This is a genomic window from Nocardiopsis codii (assembly GCF_036327455.1).
Lineage (GTDB): Bacteria > Actinomycetota > Actinomycetes > Streptosporangiales > Streptosporangiaceae > Nocardiopsis > Nocardiopsis codii.
Genome location: NZ_JAUZMY010000026.1, coordinates 1 through 22,640 on the forward strand (window position 1 = coordinate 1; position 22,640 = coordinate 22,640).

The window sequence follows — 22,640 nt, forward strand, 5'->3', positions numbered from 1 at the left end:
GAAGGTGGGGGCGGGGGCGGGGTCACGGTTCGGCTCCCGCGAACAGCACTGCGGCGAGCAGGGACACGGCGACGATGATCGGCCCGCACACCGCGACCAGGGCGAGCAGCGGGTCGCCGTGGCGGATCGCGGCGGCGGCCAGCAGCGACCAGGCGGCGAAGAACCCGGTCCCGCCAACGAGCACGAGGAAGGTGATGCCGCCGGCCTTCCAGCTCATTTCGGACCGCCCGTGAGGGCGACGGTTGCGCGGGTGGCCAGTTCCACCACCAGCTCGGCCCGGAGGTGCTTGCGCACGTGCCGTTCCCGGGCCTCGTGCCCGGCCGTCACCCGCTTCAGAAGGCCCCCGACCATCAGCGTCCACCAGAACCCGTGCGGGCGGGTGTCCACGGTCCGCTCCCAACCACAACCCCGGACCGGGCAGTTGAACACCACAGGGGCGCCCATGCGGGTCGCGCGGATGGCCGGGCCGGGGTCGAGGCGGAGGAGTTCCGTCGCGAACTCGTCGGGGGTGTGGGTGTCCAGGTGCTTGCTGTGGTCGCGGGCGGTGAGGACGATAGCGGTGACCCGGGATTCGGTGGTGTCGCGGGTGGGTGTGCGGGGGGTGTGGGTGTGGGTGCAGGTGGTGAGGAGGCAGGGGCGGGGGTTCACTGGGGGCTCCACTGGGGGTTGTAGTCGGGGTGGTCGGACCAGGGGGCGGCCAACGCGCGGACGGTCGGGCACGGCCACGGGGCGACTTCATGGCCGTACCGGCAGGAAGTGCAGTAGTCGAGGCCCGGGAACCCGTTCTCGTGCTCGGCGAGGATGGCCCGCTTCGCCGCAACCTCCCGCAGCCCCCGTTCCGGGTCCCAGCGGGCGATGTGAACACCGTCCTCGACCGACCCCACCCCACCGTCCCCGTTGCCCTCCAGCTCGATCGCAGGAAGCACCTCGACCCTGACGACATCGGAGACGGCCCCGCCGAGGAGCGCGGCCCCAGCGCGCCAGCGCCGCATCTGCTCCGGGGACGCCCGGTGGATCACCGCCTCCCACGGGCCGGGGGTGGCGGCTCGGGCCGCGGTCTCGTCCTCGTCCAGGCGGGCCCGGATGAACTCCACGATGGTCACCGGCCACCAACCCGGATCACAGCCATCCCCGACACCGGCCGGCCGTCCACATGCTCGACGTCAGGGTCTTGGTCAGCGGACGGAACCCGCGGGGGGAGCACGAGCACGGCGCCGGGCGGGACCTGGTCAGAGGTTTCCAGGCGGAACCCGGCGAACGTGCGCGTCTGCCGGGCCGCCCGCAGCTCCCTCTTCAGGCGGGCCACCTCCCCGGCCCAGGTCTCTACCGGGTGGGAGCCGAGGTGGGCCGCCAGCTCGAACTCGACCATGCGGTACTGCTGCGAGGTGGACGCCATCAGGTTGACCATGGCCACCGTCTCGGGACCGTAGTCCTCGGCGTGCTCCCACGGGCACGAGTCGATGGGGCACAGGTAGCGGACTCTCAACGCGGTGCTCCTAGCGGATGTCGGGCAGGTACAGGTAGGCGTGCGGGGGGAGAGCGGAGACGAACCGGCGGAAGTCGGAACGCACCCCCCACTCGGCCATGCGGCGGGCGTAAGCGCGCTCCCTCTCCGCCACCTGGTGGTCGGGGCACAGCAGGGACCGGCTCCCGTCCGGCCACACTGCCCACCCCAGGTGTTCGAGGGCCCCGCGCCGGTCACACCCCGGCTCGAACCCGGCCGTGGGTTCCGCCCCGGGTTCGGGTGGGGTGAGACGCGATTCCCCGCTCCGGTGGGGGTGGAACACGGTGGGGTGGGCGGCGTCTGCCAGCCGGGGCCCCCACCGGTACGCGAACACGGTCCGGGCGGTGACGGGGCCGACGTGACCCCACCCCGGGGTGGCGAACACGCTCCCGGGACGACCGTGGGGTGGGGTGAACCCGGCGCCGGAAAGGGCGCGCTGGAACACGGCCATGTCCCCCGGCACCGTCACCTCCACGACCCGGTGCATCAGTCCCGGCCCGGGGTCACACCCACACCCGCACCCGCACCCGGCGACATCGCGACCACATCCACCTCACCAGGGCGGCCATGTCACACACCCCGACCGGGGTCGGTCAGGACCGCGGCGACGACCAACGGCAGGGACAGCCACAGGTACATCCAGTCCGCATGCCAGATCCCGACCATCCACAGGGCGGGGGCGCCCATGCCGAGCAGCCACGCGGTGAACCGGCGCAGCCCGTGCACGAACCCGCCGGGTTGGGGCATGCGCGCGGGGACCGGGACAGGGGTGAGCTGCCTGCTCTCAGGGGGTGTTTCGTCCATGAGTTCGATGCTTCCACCCGACCCCCGCATATTCAACATTCCCGCAGGTCAGAGGCCAAACAGGCGTTTCGGGGGTGCGCGTGTTCAGGTGAAAGGGTGGTGCTCGGGTGTCCATACCGGCGGCTACCGTTCACCCATGGACATCAACATGGACACGGTGAACGTGGGAGCGTTGGCCTTCTCTGTCATCGCTGCCGTCGCGGGCGTCATCGTGGCCCGCTGGGAATGGCTAGACCGGCCAAAACAACGCTGGGTTTTCGATGTCGGACGCAGCAAATTGAAGGAACAAAAGGTACCGCCAAATGTTACTAAATTCGAGAAGATCGACTATGAGACCGAAGCCTTCAACATGTCAGTAACGGTTCGGTTCGTGGGCGACAGGGCAGCACGCCACGTGCGCGTGTACCCCGTGGGAGTCCACCGAATAGAGGCACCGAACGGCGACAAAAGCTTGCGCCGATCGTTGATCACTCAGGGCAATGATCCACTGGAAGTAAAGTTCGTAGTTCCACCCCTCAATCACCAAAAGGAAGATCCGTACCTGGAAGTTAGATGGATTACGCTCCGGCCTTTGCGGGAACACGGTCACCGCATCGGCCTACGCAGAAACCACGAGTACGAGAACTGGCGTTGGCACTGGAGGAGCCTCCGGCCACGGCGGCGGGACGGGGAGGGGTGGTGGAAGTTCCGGCTCGTGCGTACTCAGGGCCAATGGGTGAAGGAACGCGGCCATCCACTAGCAACGATTCCGTGGCCGCGTGAACCGTTCACCTACTACTAGTCGGATGGGCCCCGGTACCATCCCAAGCTCCGGGGCCGGCGGGTGAAGGAGCGCCGGCACCCGCTCGCGGCAGTTCCGTGGCCGCATGATCCGGTGACCTTCTACTGAACGGTGAAGCCCGGGGCTGATGAGGGCCCCGGACAGCACGGAGTCACCGAAGGGCAGCGTCCGCCTCGGCCTGGGCGCTGATCTGTGAAGCGCGGGCGAGCGCATCGAAACGATCCACGTGGTCCTCCGTGAGTGTGGGGCCCTGCCCCGGGTTGCCCGGCCAGTCAGGGGCCGGCCACGAGCACCGCCACCCCTTCCCCTCCCCGTGTGGGGTGACCGTGACCGGGCCGTCCTGGAACCGGGTCGCGAGTTCCAACAGCTGGTTGACGTGGTTCGCGCCGAGTTCGGACAGCGCGTAGCGGGTTTCCACGTGCCGGAGGCGTTCACCACGGCGGCGTAGCCGGTCCGCGAGGACGAGTTCCCGGCGGCGGGTGGTGGTGCGCACCTCGTGGAGTTCGGCCTGAAGTTCGTAGGCCCACCGCTCCCGGGCGTGGTAGCAGCGCTTCCAGTCTGCGACTTCCCTGCGGAGCCCTACCACCTCACAGGCGTGGCGTCCCTGCACCCGCTCCAGCTCCTTCTCCAACGCCTGCGCGCGGGCGGTCGCGTCCGGCACCGGCGCCCCTCGCCCATCCGCGTACTTCCGGGCAAGCCAGTGAGCGCGGTCGGTGAGCAGACACCACCGGGTGGGGCCCAACCCCTCGGACTCTTCCGGGTATCCGGTGTCCCGGCCGGTGCGGGCCTCGGCAGCCACGTTCTCCAGGTGCGCCACCAGTTCGGCGATACCTTCCCGCCGGCCTTCCTCTCGGATCACGTCCTCGTCCTCCTGGTTTTCCAGGGTGTGCCAGGCGTCGTCGCGGTCAGTCCGGTAGCGGGTGGCGGTGTTCTGGAGGGACTTGTGGGCTCGGCGGAACTTCACCAGTTCCTCCTCGGCGGCGTGGGCGAAGAAGCGTTCGGTCTTCGCGTCCTCGCGGGCGTCAACAGCGCGGGCGCACGCGGACCTCCACCCCACCCACCGCCGATCGGAGAGCCGCTGGAGGCGGGCGTTGTCGGCGGTCAGGCCCCGGATTTCCTGGTCCTGCCCGGCGATCTCCGCGTCGAAGGCTTCCCTCTCCTCCCGCATCCGCCGCTTCCACGTCTTGGCTTCGGCCCCACGCGCCAGCTCGACACGGCGTTCGGTGTACGCGAGGCGACGCACCCGGTCAGCTTCCGTCTTCTGGACGTATGCGCTCACAGCGGCGGTCGCCCAACCGGCCAGGTGCTCGGTGTCCTTGGGGGCGTCGTCGGCTTCGGCGGCCTTCCCGCACTCGAACAGGGCGTCCTCCAGCTCCTTCACGCGGGCCCTCCACTGTGCCTGGTCGTCCTCCCACGCGGCGATGAGCTGTTCCGGGTCACCACCCCAGTGCGCTTCGACCTCGGCCCGCGGGTCGTACCCCTCGGCTGGTGTGTCGACCCGGTTCGCGAAGACGTCCATGACGACGTGGGAGATGTGGTCTGCTTCGCTGCCGGACAGGCGGGTGATGGTGTGTCCGGCCTGGGCGTTGCGGATGGTGGCCGGGCCGAGCCGGATGGGCACGGTGAGCGCTGCGGCGGCAATCCGGGCGCGGAGGGTGGGGTCAGCCATCGGTCGGGCTCTCCTTCGTGAGGGCCGCGTAGTCGCGGACGCGGTCGTGCTGGAGCCGGGCCATGTCCAACCACACGCGGGCGACAGCGGCACGGGCGGGCGCGTCGCCGCGGTGGAAGTCGGTGTTGCGGAGCTGCTTCTCAGCGGTCCGCATGTACTCGTCGACCTTCGCGGGGTCAGGGGTCGTCAAGGGATGTCCTTCTGGGTAGCGCGGTTCTCGCGGGAGGTGGGGGCGTTCTCCACCCCGGGGTTCGCGTCGTCGCACCAGGGCCCGTGCAGTAGTTCCCGACCGAACCGGGAGTGGGCCGCGCATCCGTGACAGCAGAACCCCGCCGCGTTCACCCCCGACCGGGAGCAGAACGACGACCGGCACACCGCCGTCCCCAGGGTGCGAGGGCTGACGGTGTACGTGGCCAGGTCCTCACCGGCCGCGCTCAACTGGGTGATGTCCAGGCCGCGGCTGTTCAGCCAGTCGGTGAGGTGCGGCCACAGGACGGGGTGCACGAGGAGCTGGCGGACTTCGTCGTCGCTCACTGGTCAGCCTTCCTGCGGTGTTCGTTGAGGAGCGTCCGGCACAGGGCCACGGTCTCGTTCCACACGGTGCCGTCCGGGGTGTGGGGCGGGTAGGGGGCCGCGTCCCCCATGGCCTGGTCGGTGTAGTCGAGTAGGCGCGCGGTGGTGTACGCGGCCCGGCGGGTCCACAGGGCGAGGTGCTGGCCGGTCTGTTCCTCGCTTCCGGTGTCGTCGTGTAGGCCACCGGCCCAGTAGCGGACGTGGGCGATGGGGGCGCCGTCGTCGGCCAGGAGGAGGCGGGTGCCGTCCTTCTGGGTGTGCGGGTCGAGGGTGTACGGGCCGCGCGGTGCACCATCAGCGGTGGCGCGGAGGTGTGCGATGGTGCGGCGGATCAGGTCGCGTTCTTCGCCTTGGCGGGCGGTGCGCTCGTCGGGGGTCACGGGGTTTCCAGAGGTGTGAGGTGGGTGAGGAGGATGCCGCCCGCGTAGCCGTCCACCATGGCCACGGGGTAACCGGAGTCGAGCACCCACGCGCGGCTGCGGGTGCGGGTGCGCAGCGGCTCGTCGGTAAGGGCGCCGGGCCACGCGAGCACGGGCGTACCGACCGGGTGGGCGGCGTTCCACTCGGCCACGGTCGGCCCCTCGACCGGGCACCGGCCGGCGTGGGTGACGGACCGCACCCAGCCCGTTTCGCCGTACAGGTGGTGGCGGCCGGGCGGGGTGGTGGTGCGGACGATCAGGTCGCCGGGGCGGATCTGGGAGGTGCACTCCTGCCGGTCGCAGGTGCGGGCCTTCCGGGCGCGGTGGGTGGTAGTCAGCATCAGTCCAGGTCCGCGCTGTCCACCGGGGCGAACCCGGACACGTACCGGCCGCCGTTCGGCTTGGTCGCGGACGGGCGCAGCGACGACGCCTTGATCGGCCGCTCCCGCTTCCCGTGCACGTCGCTGACCCTGACCCGGCCGGTGTGCGGGTCCACGTACCCCCGCACCTTGAGGACCGTGGACGACATCGGGTTCAGGTCACGGAACTTGCGGCCGGGGCGGATGTGGTCGTACTGGTCGTAGGAGGCGGCGGCGGGGCGGATGCTGGCCAGCGCGTCCGGGGACAGCACCACCAGGGCGCAGGACGGAACCACGACCACCCAATGCCCTTCCGGGACGGGCACCATCGCCCGCTGGTCGTCCAGGTACACGCGGGCCCGGTCGAAGCCCTGCGGGGGCAGGAACGCGGGACGTCGGGTGGTGCTGGCTTCGGCCAGGGCGCGAATCTCCTCGGCCGTGCCGGGGCCGGTGTGCCGGACGGCGGTCACCGTGACGGGGGCGAGGGTGACGCGGGTGGTGGTCATGGGGTCTCCAGGGTGAAGAGGGGGTGCTGGCCAGCGGCCAGGAGTTCAGCGGCCCGGGTGCGGGCCCGGGTTTCGGCGTGGTGGGCCTTGTCGTAGTGCAGGTGGCAGCCCTGACAGGCGGCCATGAGGTTGTCGTCTTCGCAGTTCTCCGGGGTGTGGTCGAGGTGGGCGACGGTCAGGACGACGCGGGACCCGGTGCCGTAGGCGGTGCCGCCGTGGCGGTTGGGGCAGCGGCCGGTGTGGGTTCCGCGCCCGCACCGGCCGTCGCACTCGCACCGGCCCTTGGCCCGGTCGAACCTGATCCGGTGGGAGATGTCCGGCCAGTCGTCCGGGTACCGGTCCCGGTTCTCAGGACGGATCGGCAACGGACTCGTCCCGAACGTTCGTGTCCATCCCCATCTCGGCGAGGTGATCGTGTCCGCACCACCCACACCGGTCATCCCGTGACGCGGGTTCGTTGGGTCCGGTGTGGGTTGCCAGGTGGGTGTCCAGCCAGTCCCGCAGCCGGACGGTTTCCTCCCGGTTGAGGGAGTAGGCGCACCCGTCCCGTGAGTTGTTGACGACCACGAACAGGCCGGAGAACCCTGCCCCGCCCGGGATGACCCTGATCTCGTCGCCGTGGGAATCGCTGATGGAGAACATTGGCAGCCGGTTAGGGACCTGATCAGGCTTCACGTCGTGCACCCATGACCTCCACCCCGGGCTGCACCCCAGCGGCCGACACGACCATGGACGGCGCCCATCCGGCGTTGATGAACCGCAGAGCGGCCTCCACCGAGGAAGCCCGGGACCACCCTTCAGCCTTGGTGGTCATCCACCGGGCGAGCCCGACCGGGGTGTCGAACACCGGCGAGACCGGGTGCCCCTTGGTGGTGGTGGACCAGAGCTGGTAGCCGTCGCCGGTCGGCGGTGGGGTGGGTTCCCACGCTTCGGCGTCGGCGCGCTGGCCGGTGTACGCCTCGACGGTGGCGTGGCCGTCGCAGGTCGGGCAGGTGGCGGGGACGCCTTCCCGTGCGCACCGGGCTTCGATCGCGACGTGGGCGTTGAGGGAGTCGTGGCCGAACCCGCGCAGCGACCACTCGTTCACCTCGGCGGCAGTCGGGCGGGGTGTCGGCTCGATGGGCTTCCACCCCTCCCCCGGCTTGCAGGTGTGGGTGAAGTCCATGAGCCGTCCGGCGGCTACGAGGGCGTCCACGTCGTCCTGGTTGAGGTGGTGACCCCACCCGCTGTTCCAGTGGTCGGCGAGACGGTGGGCTTCGCGGAGTACAGCAGCGTCACCGCGCCCGGTCAGGTCGGGGCCGGTACCGATCCCGTAGAACTCGGGGGAGCGGGAGACATTGCGTTCCGCGAACGCGCGCACGGCCGGGGTGTCCACGGTGAACGGCGTCGACCCGTTGTCCTCCGGCCGGAACGGCACGTTGCCGTACCACAGCTTGTGCAGGTACTCGCCGCGCTCGGAGTACCCGGATTCGCAGTCAGGGCACGAGTCCTCGTGCAGGCTCTTGGGGAGGAGGAAACCGTCCCACACCTTCCCGATCTCCCAGTCGAAGTCGAGGGGGACACGGCGCACTTCACGGCCCATGAGTCAGGTCTCCTTAAGTCCAAGGGCGTCGAGGCAGGCTCGGCAGGCCACGGGGGTGGTGTCGGGAAGCAGGTGGTCACTCATTCGGCGGCCCATCCCGGCATCGGACACCCGGTCGCACGCGGTGCGGTGGGTCCACTGCCGGTACCGGCCCCGGCCCGGTGGCTCCTCGCGGGCGGCGTGCGGGTTCCGGCCGCCGTACACGCGGATGCGGTTCGGGTAGTCGGACCAAGCGCGCGCCGGGCGGAAGGCGGGGGTGGGCATCCCGTCGAGGGGGGTGGGCATCCCCGGCAGCGAGGTACTCACCGCTCCCCCGCGAACACGACACGGATACCTGCGGCCTCCGCACGACGCACCATGTCAGCGGTCCCACGCCCACCGGGGAACACCACACACACAGCGTCCCCGGGGTCGGCCATCAAGTCCGCCGTCGTGTTCGCCATCTGCTGGTTGCGGCGCGGCCCGGCCGCCTTCCCGTGCCGCCACCAGTTGGCCGGGAACACGGTCGTCGGCCAGTAGTGCGCATGTGCGTACTTCGCCGCGAGGGCGTCCGCTCCGGAAGCTCCGCCGTGGATCAGCATGGGCGGCTCACCGTCGCCGCACAGGATGTCGTGGGCCTGTTCGAGGGCTGCATTCACCCGGTCCTGGTCGCCGTAGTCTCGGCCACCGGTCACCAGCACAAGCTTCATGCCGCCGCCCCCAGACTCCACGTCGGGACGATGCTCGGGTCCATCTGCGCGGCAACCATGCCCACCAGGTCCCGGGCGGCGTTCGTCGACACGGCGTTCCCGGCCATCCGCACCAAGTACTCGCTCTTGGTCTTGGGCCACTGGTAGTCCGCGGGGAACTGCTGGGCCGCCGCGTACTCGTGGGGCTTCAACATCCGGTACCGCAGGTCATCAACGTCCCGGATCGTTCCGCCCTCCAGCAGCGCGCACGTGTCCACCGTCGTGACCGTGGGCAGCGGCCGACCAGCGGGGCGCAGCGCCGACTTCCCGTAATACGGGTAGATGAGGTCCGGAATGGTGACGGCGTGGTGATTTCCTCCGGCGGTCACCGTGGACAGGGGGTGCGCCATCGGCCGGTGTTTGGAGCCGCCGCCGCGCAGCTCAGTGATCCAGGGCTTCACATGGGTGCCGTCCTCGACCGGGCGGCCGTAGGCGGCGACCCCGGATCGGATGCGGCGCATGGTGTTGGGCACGAGCGGGGTGGTGCGGTCCCCGATGCGCAGCGCCGGGACCGTCCAGTCGATGATGTCGACGGCCGGGCGAACCCGGGGGTGGACCTGGGTGTTGCGGCACTCCACACGGGGGCACCGCCAGATGTACTGGGGGCCGTACTCGCCGTAGGTCTTCCCGTTCTTCCAGCTCTTCACGGCCTGCACACGCCCGTGGGTGGGGCAGTCCGCGAAGGGCCGCAGCCACGCGTCGAAGTCGGGGGCGGTCTCGCCCCTGCGCCACGCCACGATGTAGCCGCGGTTGCGGGACTGGGCCGCCGGGTCGCCGAGCGCAGACGCGAACATGCTGTTGAGGCTGATGAACCGGAACTCGTATTCGAGGCAGCTGAGCGACATCGCCCAGGCGGGCCACAGCGCCCAGCCCCGGATATCGATGACGTTCTCCACGATCACGTACCGGTACTGGTGGAACTCCGCGAATCGGATGACGTCCCACATGGTGGCTCTGCTGCGCTCGGCGCTGTCCATCTCGTCGTTGCTGGTGAAGAGGTCGAACTGCTGGCGGGCGGACCTCTTGACGCCCTGCGCCCTGGTCTGCTTCGTGCACTCAGGGGAGAACCAGCCGATGTCGGTGGTGGGGTGCCGGCGGGGGTCGACCTGGGACAGGTCCGCGCAGTCGTGCCGCGTGTGGGGGTGGTTGCGGTTGTGGGTGTCGACGGCCATCGGCCAGTGGTTCGCGGCCATCTCGATGGTCACGCCGGGTACCTGGATAGCGCCTGTGCTGCTGCCTCCGGCGCCACAGAAGTAGTCAGCCATGGTGATCACGGACGGTGCTCTTTCGGTTCGGGGTGGTGGGGCGGCCGGGCTTCCCTCCCGGCCGCCCCGCTGGGGGGTGGGGGTCAAGCGGCCTTAGCGCGGGCCTCCGCAACCTTCCGGGCGGTGCGCTCGTAGTCCTTGAACCGGACCTTCGCGATGTGGGACCGGTCCGGGGTGCGGATCACGATCCCTTCGGCGTTGCCGTGGGCGTCCTCGTCCAACGCGACCCGGGTCTCCCCGGCGATCGCGCACAGGTACGGGTGCGTCTCCGCCACGGTGGTGGGCAGACAGGAGCCGGGGATGATGTCCAGGCGGGGGGTGAGGGGGAGGCCGGACGCGTGGGAGAGCTGGGCGAGCTGTGCCTCGTTCGCGAACTGCTGGCCGCCGTTCTTGCGCCACGCGGCGATGCGCTCGACCGGGCCGTCCAACGCCTCAATGGGGATGTACGCGACGTCGAACAGGCGGGCCCCGAACTCGCCCGGGTGGCCGGTGTACTGCTTCCACGCGGACCCGATGTGGCTGCCGTACACCTCCAGGTAGTAGACGGCCAGGCCGTCGTCAGGGCGGGGAAGGCCCCAGGTGAGGGGGCGGAGGGTGTGGACGATGTTTTCGGCAGGGTTGGGGATGCGGTCACCGCGTGCGTACAGCAGGTGCTCCCGGGAGCCGATGAACAGATCCCCGGAGGCGTCCACGATCACGCGGGCGTTGGTGCCGTCGACCTTCTCCGTGACGATCACGGTCTGATCAGTGGGGAACACGGTGTTGTGCTCGTTGGTGAGGACCCCCTTCTCCCCCAGCTTCTGGAACGTGGGGATCTTGGGGTACTGGGTCGCGGAGTTGATGTGCGTGTGAAGCCACTTGGAGAGAATGGGCATGGGGTTGCTTTCAGGGATTGAGGTTGGTGACCCACGCGGTGATCGCGGTGAAGTCGTCGGCGGTGAGCCCTTCGCGGGGGTTCACGTGGTGGAGGAGTGCGGGGACGGTCGCGGTCCCGTCGACGTATTCGCGGTCCGCGTCGGTGATCTCGTCGTCCACCCAGATCCACGGGCGGCGCGCGTCTTCGGCGTAATCGACAAGGTCCGGGGTTTTGAAATAGACCCGCCGGTCGATACCCTGCGGTTCGGTCTTCGACCATTCGCACACCGGCAGTTCGGGCAACCCAATTCGGGGCCCGATCATCTTGTTGGCGTCGTGCTCCCACGTGGTTCCCCACACCAGGTCGACCGGTAGGTCGAGGAGGGCGGGGCCGTGGGAGGGGTTCAGGCGGACGTCGAACCCGTTGATCCAGTCCCGCTGGTAGCCCAACCGGCGAGCCTTGTTCCGACCCATGTAGTGCGGGTTGAGTGGCCCATCCACGTCGAGAAAGAGCAACGGCCGGGCGTAAGCGCCGGAGCCGGAACACCCGTCGTAGGGCAGACGCCCATGAGTCCGGTACCGACCGTCACGATTTACCGCAACGTCTTTGCGGCAGTGCGAACAGTACGCACGAGGAAAGGCGGGCACCGAAACTCCAGGGGTTTTCAGGGGGTGACTTCCTGCCTCAACTATACCGCAAATTAGCGCTAATTAGCGGTCTGAGGGCAGGGTTCTCCCGCGAAATTTTGCGGAGCCCCAGCGCCCGCCCCCCGTTAGGGGATCAGCGTCTCCTGCCTCGGCTCGGCCGGGATGATCGGCCACCGCCCGTCCACCACCGAGTGCGGGTCGTGGTTCTCCCCGGCCTTCCCCGGGTTCCGGAAGTACGCCTGGAGAGACGCACACTGGGTAGCCCTCCACCCCACCTGGGCGTCGTGCAAACTCTCCGGGGTGTGCCGGGACAGGGCCGGGCGGGACAACACGGCCGCGGCCACGTACAGGGACATGCGGCAGTCGTACCGGGCGCCGTGCGCCTGCTCTTCGTCCCACACCACCGAAGGCCACCGGGGGGTGACCAGGTGTTCCACACACGTCCGCAGCGCGTGCGCCCCCTGCGTCTCCGACACCCGCTTCCGGTACGGGTCGACCTTCTTCGACAACACCACCGTGTCCACGACCGGGCGGACCGGGGCCCCCACCAGCTCCTCCAACCCCTGGCCGAGATGTCGCCGGCACTCCCTGTCGATGACGGTCAGGTCGTAGCTGATGTTGTGCCCCACCAGAGGGCGTCCGGCGGCCACGCCAGCGGCGATGTGCGCGACGATCTCAGCGACCGCCCGAAGCGCGGGGATACCCTCCGCCTGGACCATGTCGGTGGTGAGCCCGTGGATGGCGGCGGCTTCGTCGGGGACGTCCACGCCGGGGTTGACGAGCTGTTGCACGTCGGCCAGGTCGGGGGTGGTGCCGACGACCGCGTACTGGACGATGCGGGCGTCCTCGGGGTCTGTGCCGGTGGTTTCGAGGTCGAGGCCGGTCATCGGGATCATGGGTTTCTCCTGTCAGAGGGGGTGGGGTACCCCGGGGCGGGGGCACCCCACCGGGCGGGGTCAGAGGTTGAAGCCGCCGTGGACGATCCCGGCCTGGACGAGAGTCCCAGTGTGGTTTCCGACAGCGACGTTCACGGTTCCCATCTGCGTGTGGGCGCGACGAACAGGGCAGGCGGCAGCAACCCGCAACGCGACCCGGGCGAGGGCAAGGGTGGGTCCGTCCCACTGGTCGACCCCCCACCGGTTGAGGGCCAGGTCCGCGGCAAAGAGCAGGACGCCCCGGTCGGTGTCAGCGACGTTGCGTGCCCACTGGCGGCCGGTGAACGGGGCGGTGTCCTGGTCGAGGAGGGCGGCGGCCAGCTGCTCCCACGCCACCCCGGTCGGGCCCACGAACTCGCGGACGAACCCTCGGTTGTTGTAGAGGTCGAGCTGGTCGACCACGGATTCCGCGGCGGTGACGTGGGCGGGCTTCGGGCTCATGATGTGGCTCCTTCGGCGTCTTCGAGGTACTGCATGGCGCGGGCGATGGTCGGGTTGATCGGGGAGGGGGCGGCACGTGCGGGGTTGGGTGGGGCGCGGTGAAGCAGGTCCTCGATCCACCCGTGCCGGTACCCCATGGCCAGCTCGACAGGGTCGGGGGGCTGGTCGGTGACGATCGCCCACCGCACCCGGGCGCGGGCAAGCCGGTCCTTGGCCCCGTAGTCACGGCGGTCGTACTGTGCCCACCGGCGGGCCTCCTCCAGCTCCTCCCATGCCTCCACCACCTGAGCGAGAACGGTCCGGCGTACTTCCTCGTAGGAGGGGTCGGCGTGGCCGATGGTCATCTGGCTGGCGGCCGGGCGGCGGCGGGTCACGACTCGTCCGTGTCGGGCAGCTCGTCCGGGCGGAGGGTGGAGGCGTCCACCATGGACAGGGTCGGCTCACATGCGGAGCGGGACGCGGCGGTGAGGGAGTCGCACACCTGCCGGGCGGCAGCAGCCCCGGCCGGGGAGAGGTCCACGAGGGCGTCGTTGGTGCCGTCGCACCCCTGGGCACGAACCCGGTAGGTGGTGGAGGGGCCCTCCATGTCGGCGAGGCGGGCGCGCAGTTCCTTCACCTCAGCGCGCAAACGGTCCAGCTCGGTGTCCTCCACCGGGTACTCGTTGCCGTCCTCGTCGTGGATACCGGTGACCTCCAGGTCATCGCCGACCTCAAGGCCCGGGGTCCCGTGACGGCCGCCGGTGCACTGGTGACACAGGTTGGGGGCGTCGCCCAGGGCGTGTTCGGTGGCTTCCTCGGGGGTGGCGGCGGTGACAGTGTGGGTGGTGTTCGCCCATGTGATGGCGGTGACGGTGTAAGTCGGCATGGTGTGATCCTTCTGGGAGGGTCAGAACCCGCCGTTGACGGCGAGCCAGATGTTGAAGGCGACAACGGTGGGGGCGAGGATGAACAGGCCAAACGCGGCGATGTGACGATCCACAGCGGGGTCCTTTCAGGCAGCGACGGTCAGACGGGGACGGGCGGACAGGGCGGCCTTCGCCGCGCGAGCCGCAGCGATGAGCCGGTCCAGCTCCACCACCGCGGGCTCCAAACCGGTGCCTGTCTCCTCGAACTCGTCGGCGGCGGACAGGGCCTCGTCCAGCGCGCGGAGGTGCTGGCCGATCTCGTCGGCGTGGTAGCTGGCGGCCTGGATGATGTCCGGGTGGGGGCGGCCGGCCGGGGGGTTGGTGGGCGGCATGGGGGGTTCCTTCCTCGGTACGGTGGGGGGTGGGGTCCACCCGGGGCGTCTCACTCGCCCCGGGCGGGCCCCGTTTCGCGCTCGGGCGTCAGGCGTCAGCGTGGGTGTCCTGCCACCGGGCCAGCCAGGACAGGGCCGGTCCGTTGTGCGCTGCCATGTGCTCGGCCCACACGTCACGGTCCGCCTGCGGGGCTCCGCACAGGGGGCACCGACCCGTGGGGGTGTGGTCCACCGTGGCGGGGTCCACCACCCAATGGCCGCGGTACTCATCGACCAGGCGGCGGCGGTCGAACGCTTCGCGTTCCAGGGTTGTCGCGGTGGGGGTCATCGGCGCGGGCCTTTCGTGGGGGCGGGGGTGAACACGACTGTGGTTCCGTCGTGCCGGGTGACCTCGATCGGGCCCATGCGTTCGGCGGCGGCGAGCACCATGTACGCGGTCTCCATGTCCGGAGTGCTGGTGGCGTTGATGACCTCCGGGGCCGGGGCTTCCATCCGGTTGAGGTCGTCGAACGCGGCCTGCCCGGCGGACCTGTACTCGTGGGGGCGGATCTTGCGGTACTGGCTGGTGAGGTTCCCGGTGGACACCCACCCGTGCGGGATGGCGATGTCGTCGGGAATCCACACGGCGCAGTCGCGGCGGCCCCCGGGGGTGAGGGCGAGCGCGGTTCCGACGGGGAGCTCGTGGCGTTCCCGGAACTGTTCGATGCTGATCGGGTCGTTACTGCTGCTCATCGGTGGTGCTCTCCTGTCGTGCGTGGCGGGCGGTGTACGGGGCCGGCGCGGGGGTTCGCCGCAGGTCCTCCATGAGGCGGCGGCTGCACGGCTTCAGGTTCGTGTTGCGTCTGGTTGCGCGGAAGGTCGCGGCGGCCAGGCGGGGGTCTGGCCTGCTGTGGGCTCCCACCGGCGTGTCAGAGGTCCAGGAGGAATGCCGCGGCGTCCTCGGGGTTGTTGTCCACCCACTGGGCGAGCGCGTCGCACAACGAGTCCGGTAGCCCCTCGGGGCGTTCCGGGTAGGTGAGGTGGTCGTCCAGGGGGCGGGTGGCGTGGTCGTAGTCCACCCACTGGGCGCCGCGGCTGTCCCACACGGCGTTGTACTCGTCGTGACCGGTGCCCTCGGCGAGGAGCTTGCCGTTGCGGTAGTCGGTGATGTTCCAGCTGTCGTTGCTGCCGTTGTAGTGGCCGCTGACGATGGTGTGCCCCTTGGTTTCCCAGTTGGTGAGGAGCTGGACGCGGTGGTTCTCGTAGGAGCGTTCTTCCTTGTAGCAGTCGGCGATGTACTGGCGGGTGAGCTGTTCGGGGGTCATGTGTGTGGTTCTCCTCAGGGGGTGGGGCGGCCCTGGTGTGGGGCCGCCCCTCGGGGGTGTGGGTTACGAGGTGAGGGCGAGATGGCCGGTGGTCACCCGGGTCTGGCCGAGGTCCGCCTGGTCGGCGGCGTCCTTCCCGGCCTTGTATCCGTGCGGGTCGACGGGGGCGCGCTTCGGGATGTTGGTCTTCGGGACGTTGCCGTTGACCAGGTCGATCAGGGCCTTGGACCGGTCCCGCAGCACGAGGGCGGTGGACTGGCCTTCGGTGGGGGTGGTGTCGTCCTCGGCAGCCTGCTCGATCTCCGCGAGACGCTTCCCGACCTGAAGGGCGAACCCGATGAGCCAGGACCGGCGGAAACTCCGGGCGTCCACCGAGTACGGCACCAGGGTGCTTTCGAGGCCGTTGGCCATCTGGAGGAGGAGGGACGTGTACAGGATCTCCACGCGCTCGATGTCGGTCGGGTACCCGTAGACGTCCACGAAGACGCGGCCCTTGAGGAGCTTGCTTCGCAGGGCCTTGCAGCGCACGTTGTTCGCGATGGACATCAGCAGCCTGGCCTTGGCCAGGGCGCGGGGGTTGGTGATCGTGAACGACTTCATGATGGGGGTGTCGGTGGTGCCCTGCTTGGCGGCGAGGAGGGCAGCGTCGATGCTGTAGCGGGCCATGAGCTCGTTGGCCTTCGCGGTGTAGGCGAAGCGTTCGGCGTCGGTGGACGCGGCTTCGGCCTTGGCCAGCAGGGCGCGGACCTTGTTCAGGGTGGTCTCGGGGATGGTGCTCATTAGGGGTTCCTTCTGGTTGGTGGGTGGTGGGGGCCGGGCTTCCCTTCCCGACCCCCTGTTGGGGGTGGGTCAGGCGGCGCGGGCGGCCAACTGGGCGCGCAGTTCCGCGTTCTCCGCCCGCAGCTTCGCGGCCTCGTCGCGGTGGGTGCTGTCGATCTCCCGGCCGATGCCCAGCTCCGTGATCCGGCGGACGTCCGCGACGGCCAGCAGCCCGGACGCGAGGTGCGTTTCCATGTCGGACAGGTCGCTGTCCAGGAGTCCGCAGTCACCACCTCCCACGCAGGAGAAGTCAGCTGCGAGTTCCTGGGCCTGCTTCAGGAGGGTTTCGGAGTGGTCCATCAGGTCGTTGATGCCTTCGAGGGCGAGACCGTGGCTGTGGCTGGGGGTGTGGGTCATGGTGGGTCCGATCCGGGTAGCGGGGTGAGGGTGGGGTGGGTGGTGGGGTGGGTGGTGGGGTGCCCGGGGTGGGCACCCCACCGGGTGGGGGTCAGGCCGGGGGGTTGTCCACGGCGTAGGTGGCGGCGCGCTTGCAGAATTCGCACAGTTCCGCGTCGAACAGGGGGCAGACGTTCGGGTCGGCGTGCATCCGGGCGGCGTACTCCGCGATCTTCTTCTCCCGGGTGGCGGCCTGCTCGGCCTTGTGGTCCTGGACCAGGCGGGCGAGCTGAGGGAGGAGGCCGACAGCGTCATCCCAAGGAATGATCAGGCGGGGATGATCCTCGTCAGGTAGGTCGCCGAACTGCCACACCTCGATCCCGGCGGGGGTGGGGTTGGCATAGAACGTGCCGGTGTACGGCCATGTGCCCTTGTCAAACTGGGCGTGGTCCATCGCGGCGTCGGTGCTGGGGGCGGCCTCAGGGAGGGGGATCACGGCGGCGTTGAAGCCCTGCCGGTGAAGGCCATCCTGCGCCCAGTGGCACGCCTCGTCGGCGGCTTCAGCGTCGATCGCGGCGGCGACGGCGTGGCTGATGTCCTGGAGGGAGTCGGCGGTCTGGGGCATGGTGTGGCCTTTCTGGTAGGGGCGGGGAGTGGGGCCCCGGGGGTCGGGGCCCGGGGGGTGTTAGCGGCGGGCCTGGTGGATGTACCGGAACTCGTCGCCGGGGTAGAGGGTGTGGTCCCACCCGTCCGGGTTGGTGAGGTACATCGCGCCGTCATGCTCGAACGTTTCGGTGACGATGACGGTGGTCTCTCCCGCCCACGGGTTGGCGGTCGAGACGATGTCGCCGGGCTTGATGCCGAAGACATTGGGGGTCTGCTGGGCGGTGGCGGTCATCGTGGGGCCCTTTCTGGTGGTGCGTGGGTGGCGGGGGGAGCGAGTCGTGGTTGGGTCGCGTGCCCCCCGCCTCACTTCGGGGCGTTCCCCGTTGTGTAGCTACACTTTATCAGATGTTCTGTAGCTACACAACATCAGGTTTCAGGGGGAGGCTCCCCCGGCCCGATCTGCCGCATGAACCCCGCCAACTGCGGCAACACCCCCCTCCGATGGGCGTCCTCCAGCACCTCAGCCGCACCCTTCACCGGGGTCGCCACAATCACCGGGTCCCCCAACTCCAACTCGGTCCCGGGCACGTCCACCAGCTCCCCCGTCGACGGGTCCACGGCCTTCCCCTGGTGGCGAAGCTGCTTCAACACAGCCGCAGTGAACGACTCGCGTACCTGCACACGGACCACAACCTCATCCGGCGCCACCTCCGAAACCCACTCGGTGAACGCTTCCTCGTCCACCACACGGGCCGTCACCGGGGCCGCATCGGCCCGCACATGGCCCACCACAACCCGGCTGCCGTCCGCACCCCGAACGTGCACCGCCCGGCGCTCCCCCGGGGCCATGGCGTCGTCGGGGTCCGCAGCCGCTTCGTCTTCGAGCAGTTCCGCCCGGTGAAGGTCGTCGGCCTTCTTGATCTCCTTGCCGACGACCTTCGCCAGGATCAGGAACAGCCGCAGGTCACGCGGCGTCACCAGCACCCCCCGCCTGTGCGGCCTTCTTCGCCTCACCACGGCGACGGTTCAGCTCCGTCATGAGGTTGCGCGCCACCGGCACCGCAATCCACTTCGCCTTGAGGCGTTCGGACAGGTCGGCCTGCATGACGCCGAGCTTGTCCAGGTCCGCGTCAGGAAGGGCGGCGGTGAACTTCTTCGCCCACTCCTCCGGGGTGATCTCCGGGGCCGGAGGGGCGGCCGGGTCCGGCGCGGGGGTGGCGACAGCGGCCGGGGGCTGATCGGCGGGCCGCTCCTCCTCCTGTGCTTCCTGGGTTCCGCCCACCTCGGACATGTCCGCCGGTTCCTCCGCCACGCCCGGCCCCTCGGCTACCTCCGTGGTGGTCCTGTCCTTCACGTGGGGAAGGCTTCCGAGCACCACGGGTTCCGTGTCGCCGTTGCGGTACAGCGACAACCCGAGCTGGTCACCAAGGTTGACCGCGCACCGCTTCAGCGCGCCGGTGAGGGCCGTCTTCATGGCCATGTCGTGGCAGTCGCCGTGGGAAGGCTGGTTCGCGGACTCGCCAGCGGAACCGTCCTCGAAGTGCGCGATCTTGCGGCCATCCGGGGCGTACACGGTCAACCGGACCTGCGCCCGGTAGGAAGCCCACCACCGGAACTTCTTCTTGTCGGTGCCGCTGGGCACGCTGTATTCGCGGATGCACTTCAGTTCGGTGGTGGTCAGCTCCCACCCGCCGAACCCGAAGATGCGAGTGAGGGTACGGCGGACGTCCCACCCTTCCAGGTAGCTGTTGCCCTGGTGGACGCGAACACGGTCCTGTCGGAGTTCGCCGAGCAGGTAGGCAACCTGCCTGTCCGTGAGGTCGATCGTTCCGGCCCGTTGGTTGTGAAGCTGGGCGGCGAGCCCATCCATGACGGGGGTCGGGGCCGGTTCGGGAATGGCAACGGTCAAAGCGTGATCCTGTTCCATGAGCGGGATGGATAGGTGGGTGGTAGGGGGCCGCCCCCGGGCGGGGTGGGGGCGGCCGGGGCCGTCAGGCGGCCAGTGCGCACCGCCGGTTCTCGGCGTGGTGCTCGTCCAGCACGGCGGCCAGTTCGGCGTCCACGTCCGCGAGGGACGGGAGGACCACGAGAAGGCTGTCGAGTTCCCAGCCCTCCCCGCACTCGGGGCACTTGGCCTCGGTGCCGGTGATGTGGCCGGGGAGGTCGATGACCTCGGGAAGGGGGAGGATGACGGTCGGGGCGGGGGCGAGGGCGACGGTCATGGTGGGCCTTTCTGGTGGTGATCATCGGGCTTCCCTTCCCGATGTTCTGTAGCTACAGTTTATCAGACGTACTGTAGCTACACAACATTTGGCATGGCATGATGTGTAGCTACACAACGAACCCAGGAGAGCCCCATGGCCACCGACGAAAACCCCAACCAGCCCCGCCAGTTCCGCGAACACTTCGACGTCTGGGAAGCCTTCGACCCCATCGCCAAACGCGTCACCGGCATAAACACCAAGGGCGCCCGAGCTGCGTACCTCAACCAGCTCATCCGCGACGCCTTCGCCGAACACGGCACTCCCGAGGAGCGCGCCATAGTCGCCCGCGCCGACGCCGAGATGGAGGAGCGGAAGAAGAACCGCGGCCGGAAGCTCGGCGAGTCCAACCGCAAAACCGCGGAGGGGTAGAACGCCGGCCTTCTCACTCGCTGGCATCGCCCGGGTGCTCCTTCGTGGTGTTCTGGCATGGAGGGCACAGGTCCGGCTTCCGTTCCTGGGTGCGCCGGTCTGCTTGCCACCCGTCGTCCCGCCCGGCGGCGCGCGCCGTGGATGCGTAGGCGGGAGGGGCGGGCGGGAGGTGCGCGGTCCCGCATCGGAAGCAGGTGAGCACGTACACCGCCTGCCCCTGGTACACGACCCGGCGGACGGTCATGGGGACCTGAGTATGAGGACCACGACCACGGCCAGGAGCACGACCACCACCCCGGTCACGAATGCTTCGGGCGGCACGGCGGCACCTCCTCCAAGCTGATCTCGAGGATTCGCGCGGCCGTGCTCGGCCGTACCTGGCGCGTCGGCGCGTCCCTCGTGGTGCGGCCCTTCACGAGGGCCTGCACCGTGTGGCGGGACACCTGGGCCCGGAGCGCGATACTGCGGGTCCCCCACTTCGCGTCGAGGAGACGACGGGCGTGCTCGCGTGCCGGCCGGGCGTCCACCATGCCCTCGGCCGGTGGGGTGTCGAGTCCGAGAACGGCCATGAGGTCGGGGTGGTCGGCTGCCGGGCGCCGGTTCCGGCGGGTCACTGGGGGCCCTTGACCATGTCGGCGTAGATGGCGGGGGCCAACCCGGACAGGCGACGAAGCAGCTCCTGCGCGAGTTCGCGGATCTCCGCGTCCGCGCCGGGGGCGTTGCGCTTGGCGATCATCTCCCGCCACGCCCTGTGGTTACCGGTCACCACGATGGCCGTGGCCGTGCCACCGGGCAGGACCGCGCGCGCCGCCTCCCTAGCCTGCTTACGGCCGTAACCCCGCTCCGTGAAGAGGTCGACGAGCTTCCGGTAGGCGTCGCGGGAGAAAGCCGTGACGTCCTCCAGGATCTCCCACGCCGCCCGATCGCCGCGGGCCGCCGGTGGGGTGATCAGTTCGGCGTGGGAGAAGTCCACGAACCGTTGGGACACCTGCGAGTAGGACAGGAGCCGGTGGCGGATGAGTTCGTGGGTGAGCGACCGGGACACGCCCGTGATGTAGAACGTGGCCGTGGCGTGCTCCAACACCGAAAGGTGGCCCTGGCGGATGATGTTGGCGAGGTAGTCGCTGGTGTGCGCAGTCGCGGGGTTGGGCCGCTCCCACGACAGGTAGCAGGAACGGCCCGCGAACTCGGCCAGGTGCTCGGCGTCAAACGGGGTCCGGCGTTCGAGCTGGGGGGTGGTGTGGACCTGGGTGGACGCGATGAGGAGGACTTCGAGCGTGGCAGGGTGCGGGGTGGGGTGGGGCATCGTGGGGTTCTCCTGGGTTCAGGTGGGGTTGGCGAGGGTGAGAAGGGTGTCGGCGTGGCACGGGCCCGGCGGACACCAGCACATGAGGTCCCGGCCGCCGAGCTCGGCCCGGAGGACGGCCAGGTCCTCGGCACCGAACTCGTACAAGCCCATGGGACCGATGTGCAGGGCGTACAGGTCAGCGGCAGCACGACGGGCATCCACCACCGTGTGGTGCACACCGGGCTCCCCCGACACGCGCACCGACCGTTCCCGGGCAGGGCCGCGGCCGGTGTCCACGACGATCCACACGTCCCCGACCGGGCGGACCACGAACGGGTTGCCCCACCGGGTGGGCCGCCCGACGTACCGGGTACCGGCCGGGGCTTTCCACCCGCGGGTGCGGGAGCGCTGGACTCGGGCGGGGGCGGTCACGGGGTGGCCCCAGCCGGGGTCCAGTTGTCGTCTTGGTCCTGGTGGTAGACGCCGGGGGTGGTGGTTCCGGCGGACAGGATGACCTGTAGGGCGGTACCTGTTTCGTGGTGGAGTTCCCGGGCCCGGTCCCGCGCAGCAGCGTCCTCCCACACGTCGACGTCCCAGCCGAGGAGGTCGGCCACGTCCACCGGTACGTCGCTGTTCCCGTAGGGGCGCTTCGCATCCGGGTCGTGGTCGTCCTTGGCCTGGAGGAGGGTGACGTGCTCGGCCGTGAGGGTGAACGTCGCCACCGGCGGCTTGGAGGCAGGGGGCAGCAGCATGGACCGGATGTACGTACCGGCGCGCTTCCCGTACAGGCGGGAGGTGTCCGCCCACTCGGCGATCTGCTCGCGCATGTCGGTCGCAGTCTGAGCCCCGTAGTCGTGGGCGCGCTGGGTGAGCTGGTCGAACATGTCCAGGAGGTGGAAGCGGTCGCGCTGCTCCTGGGTGAGCGGTCCGTCAGAGACAAGGTCGGCGGCGACCCGGGCGCGGATGTCAGCGAGGATGCGGGCGGCGTCCTGTTGGGGTTCGAGGGCGGTCACTGGGCGACCGCCTCAGGGACCAGTCCAGCCGCCGCGGCCTCCGCTAGGACCCGGGCGTTGTCGGCGGCCTGCGCGGCGGACACGATCACCTGGACACGGCCGGTCTGGCGCCGGAACTGCTGCCCCTCCTCGTTGGAGGCACGGCCCTGTTCGCGGCCCACGGCGGCCACGACCAGGTGCACGAGTTCCCCGCCCCGCCCGAACCCGGTGACGGTGGCGTTGATGAGGCCGGGGCTGGTGGTGTGGGAGCGGGCGGACACCACGACGGTGTCGCCTACGTGGATGGGGCGGCCGAACGCGTCGGTGGGGGTGGGGTGGGTCATCGGTGGGGTCCT

General features: G+C 69.8%; 43 protein-coding genes. 2 read left to right on the forward strand and 41 right to left on the reverse strand.

Annotated features, from left to right (window positions below; genetic code table 11):
• Nucleotides 1-22 precede the first annotated feature (22 nt).
• From Q8791_RS22910 to Q8791_RS22935, 6 genes are all read right to left on the reverse strand, one after another.
• Nucleotides 23-217, reverse strand: a complete 195-nt coding sequence (locus Q8791_RS22910; protein WP_330093841.1) for a hypothetical protein — start codon at nt 215-217, stop codon at nt 23-25.
• The gene (locus Q8791_RS22915) at nt 214-648 is read right to left on the reverse strand and encodes a hypothetical protein (RefSeq protein ID WP_330093842.1); all 435 of its coding nucleotides are present in this window, start codon (nt 646-648) and stop codon (nt 214-216) included. The genes Q8791_RS22910 and Q8791_RS22915 overlap by 4 nt, the downstream gene beginning before the upstream one ends.
• Nucleotides 645-1,103 (reverse strand): DUF6221 family protein, encoded by a 459-nt coding sequence (locus tag Q8791_RS22920; RefSeq protein ID WP_330093843.1) that lies wholly within the window; start codon nt 1,101-1,103, stop codon nt 645-647. The genes Q8791_RS22915 and Q8791_RS22920 overlap by 4 nt, the downstream gene beginning before the upstream one ends.
• A complete protein-coding gene (locus Q8791_RS22925; protein WP_330093844.1) occupies nt 1,100-1,486 on the reverse strand; it encodes a hypothetical protein in 387 nt (128 codons plus the stop codon). Before Q8791_RS22925 ends, Q8791_RS22920 begins: the two co-directional genes overlap by 4 nt.
• A gap of 10 nt (nt 1,487-1,496) precedes the next feature.
• On the reverse strand, nt 1,497-1,991 hold the full coding sequence (locus Q8791_RS22930) for a hypothetical protein (protein ID WP_330093845.1): 495 nt from the start codon (nt 1,989-1,991) through the stop codon (nt 1,497-1,499).
• 83 nt (nt 1,992-2,074) lie between these two features.
• The gene (locus tag Q8791_RS22935) at nt 2,075-2,308 is read right to left on the reverse strand and encodes a hypothetical protein (RefSeq protein WP_330093846.1); all 234 of its coding nucleotides are present in this window, start codon (nt 2,306-2,308) and stop codon (nt 2,075-2,077) included.
• 136 nt (nt 2,309-2,444) lie between these two features.
• On the opposite strand from Q8791_RS22935, the gene Q8791_RS22940 reads away from it, so the two are divergent.
• Nucleotides 2,445-3,089, forward strand: coding sequence for a hypothetical protein (locus tag Q8791_RS22940; protein ID WP_330093847.1), 645 nt, complete (start codon nt 2,445-2,447; stop codon nt 3,087-3,089).
• A gap of 151 nt (nt 3,090-3,240) precedes the next feature.
• Here the strand turns inward: Q8791_RS22940 and Q8791_RS22945 are convergent, their stop codons facing one another.
• The 29 genes from Q8791_RS22945 to Q8791_RS23085 all read right to left on the reverse strand — a co-directional run bounded on the left by Q8791_RS22945 (nt 3,241) and on the right by Q8791_RS23085 (nt 19,593).
• Nucleotides 3,241-4,758 carry a hypothetical protein gene (locus Q8791_RS22945; RefSeq protein WP_330093848.1) on the reverse strand — a complete coding sequence of 506 codons (1,518 nt, stop codon included), beginning with the start codon at nt 4,756-4,758 and terminating at the stop codon, nt 3,241-3,243.
• A complete protein-coding gene (locus tag Q8791_RS22950) occupies nt 4,751-4,948 on the reverse strand; it encodes a hypothetical protein (protein WP_330093849.1) in 198 nt (65 codons plus the stop codon). Before Q8791_RS22950 ends, Q8791_RS22945 begins: the two co-directional genes overlap by 8 nt.
• Entirely contained in the window at nt 4,945-5,292 is a 348-nt protein-coding gene (locus Q8791_RS22955; protein WP_330093850.1) for a hypothetical protein, read from the reverse strand. Before Q8791_RS22955 ends, Q8791_RS22950 begins: the two co-directional genes overlap by 4 nt.
• A complete protein-coding gene (locus Q8791_RS22960) occupies nt 5,289-5,711 on the reverse strand; it encodes a hypothetical protein (RefSeq protein WP_330093851.1) in 423 nt (140 codons plus the stop codon). The genes Q8791_RS22955 and Q8791_RS22960 overlap by 4 nt, the downstream gene beginning before the upstream one ends.
• Nucleotides 5,708-6,091 carry a hypothetical protein gene (locus Q8791_RS22965; RefSeq protein WP_330093852.1) on the reverse strand — a complete coding sequence of 128 codons (384 nt, stop codon included), beginning with the start codon at nt 6,089-6,091 and terminating at the stop codon, nt 5,708-5,710. The genes Q8791_RS22960 and Q8791_RS22965 overlap by 4 nt, the downstream gene beginning before the upstream one ends.
• Nucleotides 6,091-6,615: a hypothetical protein gene (locus Q8791_RS22970; protein WP_330093853.1), complete on the reverse strand. Its 525-nt coding sequence runs from the start codon at nt 6,613-6,615 to the stop codon at nt 6,091-6,093. Before Q8791_RS22970 ends, Q8791_RS22965 begins: the two co-directional genes overlap by 1 nt.
• The gene (locus Q8791_RS22975) at nt 6,612-6,980 is read right to left on the reverse strand and encodes a hypothetical protein (RefSeq protein ID WP_330093854.1); all 369 of its coding nucleotides are present in this window, start codon (nt 6,978-6,980) and stop codon (nt 6,612-6,614) included. Before Q8791_RS22975 ends, Q8791_RS22970 begins: the two co-directional genes overlap by 4 nt.
• Nucleotides 6,964-7,299, reverse strand: coding sequence for a hypothetical protein (locus Q8791_RS22980; RefSeq protein WP_330093855.1), 336 nt, complete (start codon nt 7,297-7,299; stop codon nt 6,964-6,966). The genes Q8791_RS22975 and Q8791_RS22980 overlap by 17 nt, the downstream gene beginning before the upstream one ends.
• Nucleotides 7,280-8,197: a hypothetical protein gene (locus Q8791_RS22985; protein ID WP_330093856.1), complete on the reverse strand. Its 918-nt coding sequence runs from the start codon at nt 8,195-8,197 to the stop codon at nt 7,280-7,282. Before Q8791_RS22985 ends, Q8791_RS22980 begins: the two co-directional genes overlap by 20 nt.
• A gap of 3 nt (nt 8,198-8,200) precedes the next feature.
• Nucleotides 8,201-8,503 (reverse strand): hypothetical protein, encoded by a 303-nt coding sequence (locus Q8791_RS22990; RefSeq protein WP_330093857.1) that lies wholly within the window; start codon nt 8,501-8,503, stop codon nt 8,201-8,203.
• The gene (locus Q8791_RS22995; protein ID WP_330093858.1) at nt 8,500-8,871 is read right to left on the reverse strand and encodes a DUF2493 domain-containing protein; all 372 of its coding nucleotides are present in this window, start codon (nt 8,869-8,871) and stop codon (nt 8,500-8,502) included. Before Q8791_RS22995 ends, Q8791_RS22990 begins: the two co-directional genes overlap by 4 nt.
• 11 nt (nt 8,872-8,882) lie before the next feature.
• Nucleotides 8,883-10,190, reverse strand: coding sequence for a DNA cytosine methyltransferase (locus tag Q8791_RS23000; protein WP_330093998.1), 1,308 nt, complete (start codon nt 10,188-10,190; stop codon nt 8,883-8,885).
• Nucleotides 10,191-10,273: 83 nt separating this feature from the next.
• Nucleotides 10,274-11,065 carry an RNA ligase family protein gene (locus Q8791_RS23005; protein ID WP_330093859.1) on the reverse strand — a complete coding sequence of 264 codons (792 nt, stop codon included), beginning with the start codon at nt 11,063-11,065 and terminating at the stop codon, nt 10,274-10,276.
• Nucleotides 11,066-11,075: 10 nt separating this feature from the next.
• A complete protein-coding gene (locus tag Q8791_RS23010; RefSeq protein WP_407942040.1) occupies nt 11,076-11,519 on the reverse strand; it encodes a hypothetical protein in 444 nt (147 codons plus the stop codon).
• Nucleotides 11,520-11,818: 299 nt separating this feature from the next.
• On the reverse strand, nt 11,819-12,589 hold the full coding sequence (locus tag Q8791_RS23015) for an exonuclease domain-containing protein (RefSeq protein ID WP_330093861.1): 771 nt from the start codon (nt 12,587-12,589) through the stop codon (nt 11,819-11,821).
• Between the two features lie 60 nt (nt 12,590-12,649).
• Complete coding sequence (locus tag Q8791_RS23020; RefSeq protein WP_330093862.1) at nt 12,650-13,069, reverse strand: hypothetical protein; 420 nt, start codon at nt 13,067-13,069, stop codon at nt 12,650-12,652.
• Nucleotides 13,066-13,443: a hypothetical protein gene (locus Q8791_RS23025; protein ID WP_330093863.1), complete on the reverse strand. Its 378-nt coding sequence runs from the start codon at nt 13,441-13,443 to the stop codon at nt 13,066-13,068. The genes Q8791_RS23020 and Q8791_RS23025 overlap by 4 nt, the downstream gene beginning before the upstream one ends.
• Entirely contained in the window at nt 13,440-13,934 is a 495-nt protein-coding gene (locus Q8791_RS23030; protein ID WP_330093864.1) for a hypothetical protein, read from the reverse strand. Before Q8791_RS23030 ends, Q8791_RS23025 begins: the two co-directional genes overlap by 4 nt.
• Nucleotides 13,935-14,060: 126 nt before the next feature.
• Complete coding sequence (locus Q8791_RS23035) at nt 14,061-14,306, reverse strand: hypothetical protein (RefSeq protein ID WP_330093865.1); 246 nt, start codon at nt 14,304-14,306, stop codon at nt 14,061-14,063.
• 88 nt (nt 14,307-14,394) lie between these two features.
• The gene (locus tag Q8791_RS23040; protein ID WP_330093866.1) at nt 14,395-14,634 is read right to left on the reverse strand and encodes a hypothetical protein; all 240 of its coding nucleotides are present in this window, start codon (nt 14,632-14,634) and stop codon (nt 14,395-14,397) included.
• Entirely contained in the window at nt 14,631-15,038 is a 408-nt protein-coding gene (locus Q8791_RS23045; RefSeq protein WP_330093867.1) for a hypothetical protein, read from the reverse strand. Before Q8791_RS23045 ends, Q8791_RS23040 begins: the two co-directional genes overlap by 4 nt.
• A 176-nt stretch (nt 15,039-15,214) precedes the next feature.
• The gene (locus tag Q8791_RS23050) at nt 15,215-15,610 is read right to left on the reverse strand and encodes a hypothetical protein (RefSeq protein ID WP_330093868.1); all 396 of its coding nucleotides are present in this window, start codon (nt 15,608-15,610) and stop codon (nt 15,215-15,217) included.
• A 63-nt stretch (nt 15,611-15,673) separates the two neighbouring features.
• Entirely contained in the window at nt 15,674-16,390 is a 717-nt protein-coding gene (locus Q8791_RS23055) for a DUF2786 domain-containing protein (RefSeq protein WP_330093869.1), read from the reverse strand.
• 69 nt (nt 16,391-16,459) lie between these two features.
• Complete coding sequence (locus Q8791_RS23060) at nt 16,460-16,786, reverse strand: hypothetical protein (protein ID WP_330093870.1); 327 nt, start codon at nt 16,784-16,786, stop codon at nt 16,460-16,462.
• A gap of 91 nt (nt 16,787-16,877) precedes the next feature.
• Complete coding sequence (locus Q8791_RS23065; protein ID WP_330093871.1) at nt 16,878-17,390, reverse strand: hypothetical protein; 513 nt, start codon at nt 17,388-17,390, stop codon at nt 16,878-16,880.
• Between the two features lie 60 nt (nt 17,391-17,450).
• Nucleotides 17,451-17,663 (reverse strand): hypothetical protein, encoded by a 213-nt coding sequence (locus tag Q8791_RS23070; protein ID WP_330093872.1) that lies wholly within the window; start codon nt 17,661-17,663, stop codon nt 17,451-17,453.
• 134 nt (nt 17,664-17,797) lie between these two features.
• Nucleotides 17,798-18,349, reverse strand: a complete 552-nt coding sequence (locus tag Q8791_RS23075; RefSeq protein ID WP_330093873.1) for a hypothetical protein — start codon at nt 18,347-18,349, stop codon at nt 17,798-17,800.
• On the reverse strand, nt 18,336-19,280 hold the full coding sequence (locus Q8791_RS23080; protein ID WP_330093874.1) for a Rad52/Rad22 family DNA repair protein: 945 nt from the start codon (nt 19,278-19,280) through the stop codon (nt 18,336-18,338). The genes Q8791_RS23075 and Q8791_RS23080 overlap by 14 nt, the downstream gene beginning before the upstream one ends.
• A gap of 82 nt (nt 19,281-19,362) precedes the next feature.
• Nucleotides 19,363-19,593, reverse strand: a complete 231-nt coding sequence (locus Q8791_RS23085) for a hypothetical protein (protein ID WP_330093875.1) — start codon at nt 19,591-19,593, stop codon at nt 19,363-19,365.
• Between the two features lie 135 nt (nt 19,594-19,728).
• Between Q8791_RS23085 and Q8791_RS23090 the strand changes: the two genes are divergently transcribed.
• On the forward strand, nt 19,729-20,004 hold the full coding sequence (locus tag Q8791_RS23090; protein WP_330093876.1) for a hypothetical protein: 276 nt from the start codon (nt 19,729-19,731) through the stop codon (nt 20,002-20,004).
• Between the two features lie 13 nt (nt 20,005-20,017).
• On the opposite strand, the gene Q8791_RS23095 is transcribed toward Q8791_RS23090, so the two are convergent.
• From Q8791_RS23095 to Q8791_RS23120, 6 genes are read right to left on the reverse strand one after another with little or no spacing between them, the layout of a single operon-like run.
• Nucleotides 20,018-20,248, reverse strand: a complete 231-nt coding sequence (locus tag Q8791_RS23095; protein WP_330093877.1) for a hypothetical protein — start codon at nt 20,246-20,248, stop codon at nt 20,018-20,020.
• Nucleotides 20,249-20,303: 55 nt separating this feature from the next.
• The gene (locus tag Q8791_RS23100; RefSeq protein ID WP_330093878.1) at nt 20,304-20,618 is read right to left on the reverse strand and encodes a hypothetical protein; all 315 of its coding nucleotides are present in this window, start codon (nt 20,616-20,618) and stop codon (nt 20,304-20,306) included.
• The gene (thyX, locus tag Q8791_RS23105; protein ID WP_330093879.1) at nt 20,615-21,310 is read right to left on the reverse strand and encodes an FAD-dependent thymidylate synthase; all 696 of its coding nucleotides are present in this window, start codon (nt 21,308-21,310) and stop codon (nt 20,615-20,617) included. Before thyX ends, Q8791_RS23100 begins: the two co-directional genes overlap by 4 nt.
• Before the next feature lie 18 nt (nt 21,311-21,328).
• On the reverse strand, nt 21,329-21,724 hold the full coding sequence (locus tag Q8791_RS23110) for a DUF4326 domain-containing protein (RefSeq protein WP_330093880.1): 396 nt from the start codon (nt 21,722-21,724) through the stop codon (nt 21,329-21,331).
• The gene (locus Q8791_RS23115) at nt 21,721-22,305 is read right to left on the reverse strand and encodes a hypothetical protein (protein WP_330093881.1); all 585 of its coding nucleotides are present in this window, start codon (nt 22,303-22,305) and stop codon (nt 21,721-21,723) included. The genes Q8791_RS23110 and Q8791_RS23115 overlap by 4 nt, the downstream gene beginning before the upstream one ends.
• A complete protein-coding gene (locus Q8791_RS23120) occupies nt 22,302-22,628 on the reverse strand; it encodes a hypothetical protein (protein ID WP_330093882.1) in 327 nt (108 codons plus the stop codon). Before Q8791_RS23120 ends, Q8791_RS23115 begins: the two co-directional genes overlap by 4 nt.
• Nucleotides 22,629-22,640 lie beyond the last annotated feature (12 nt).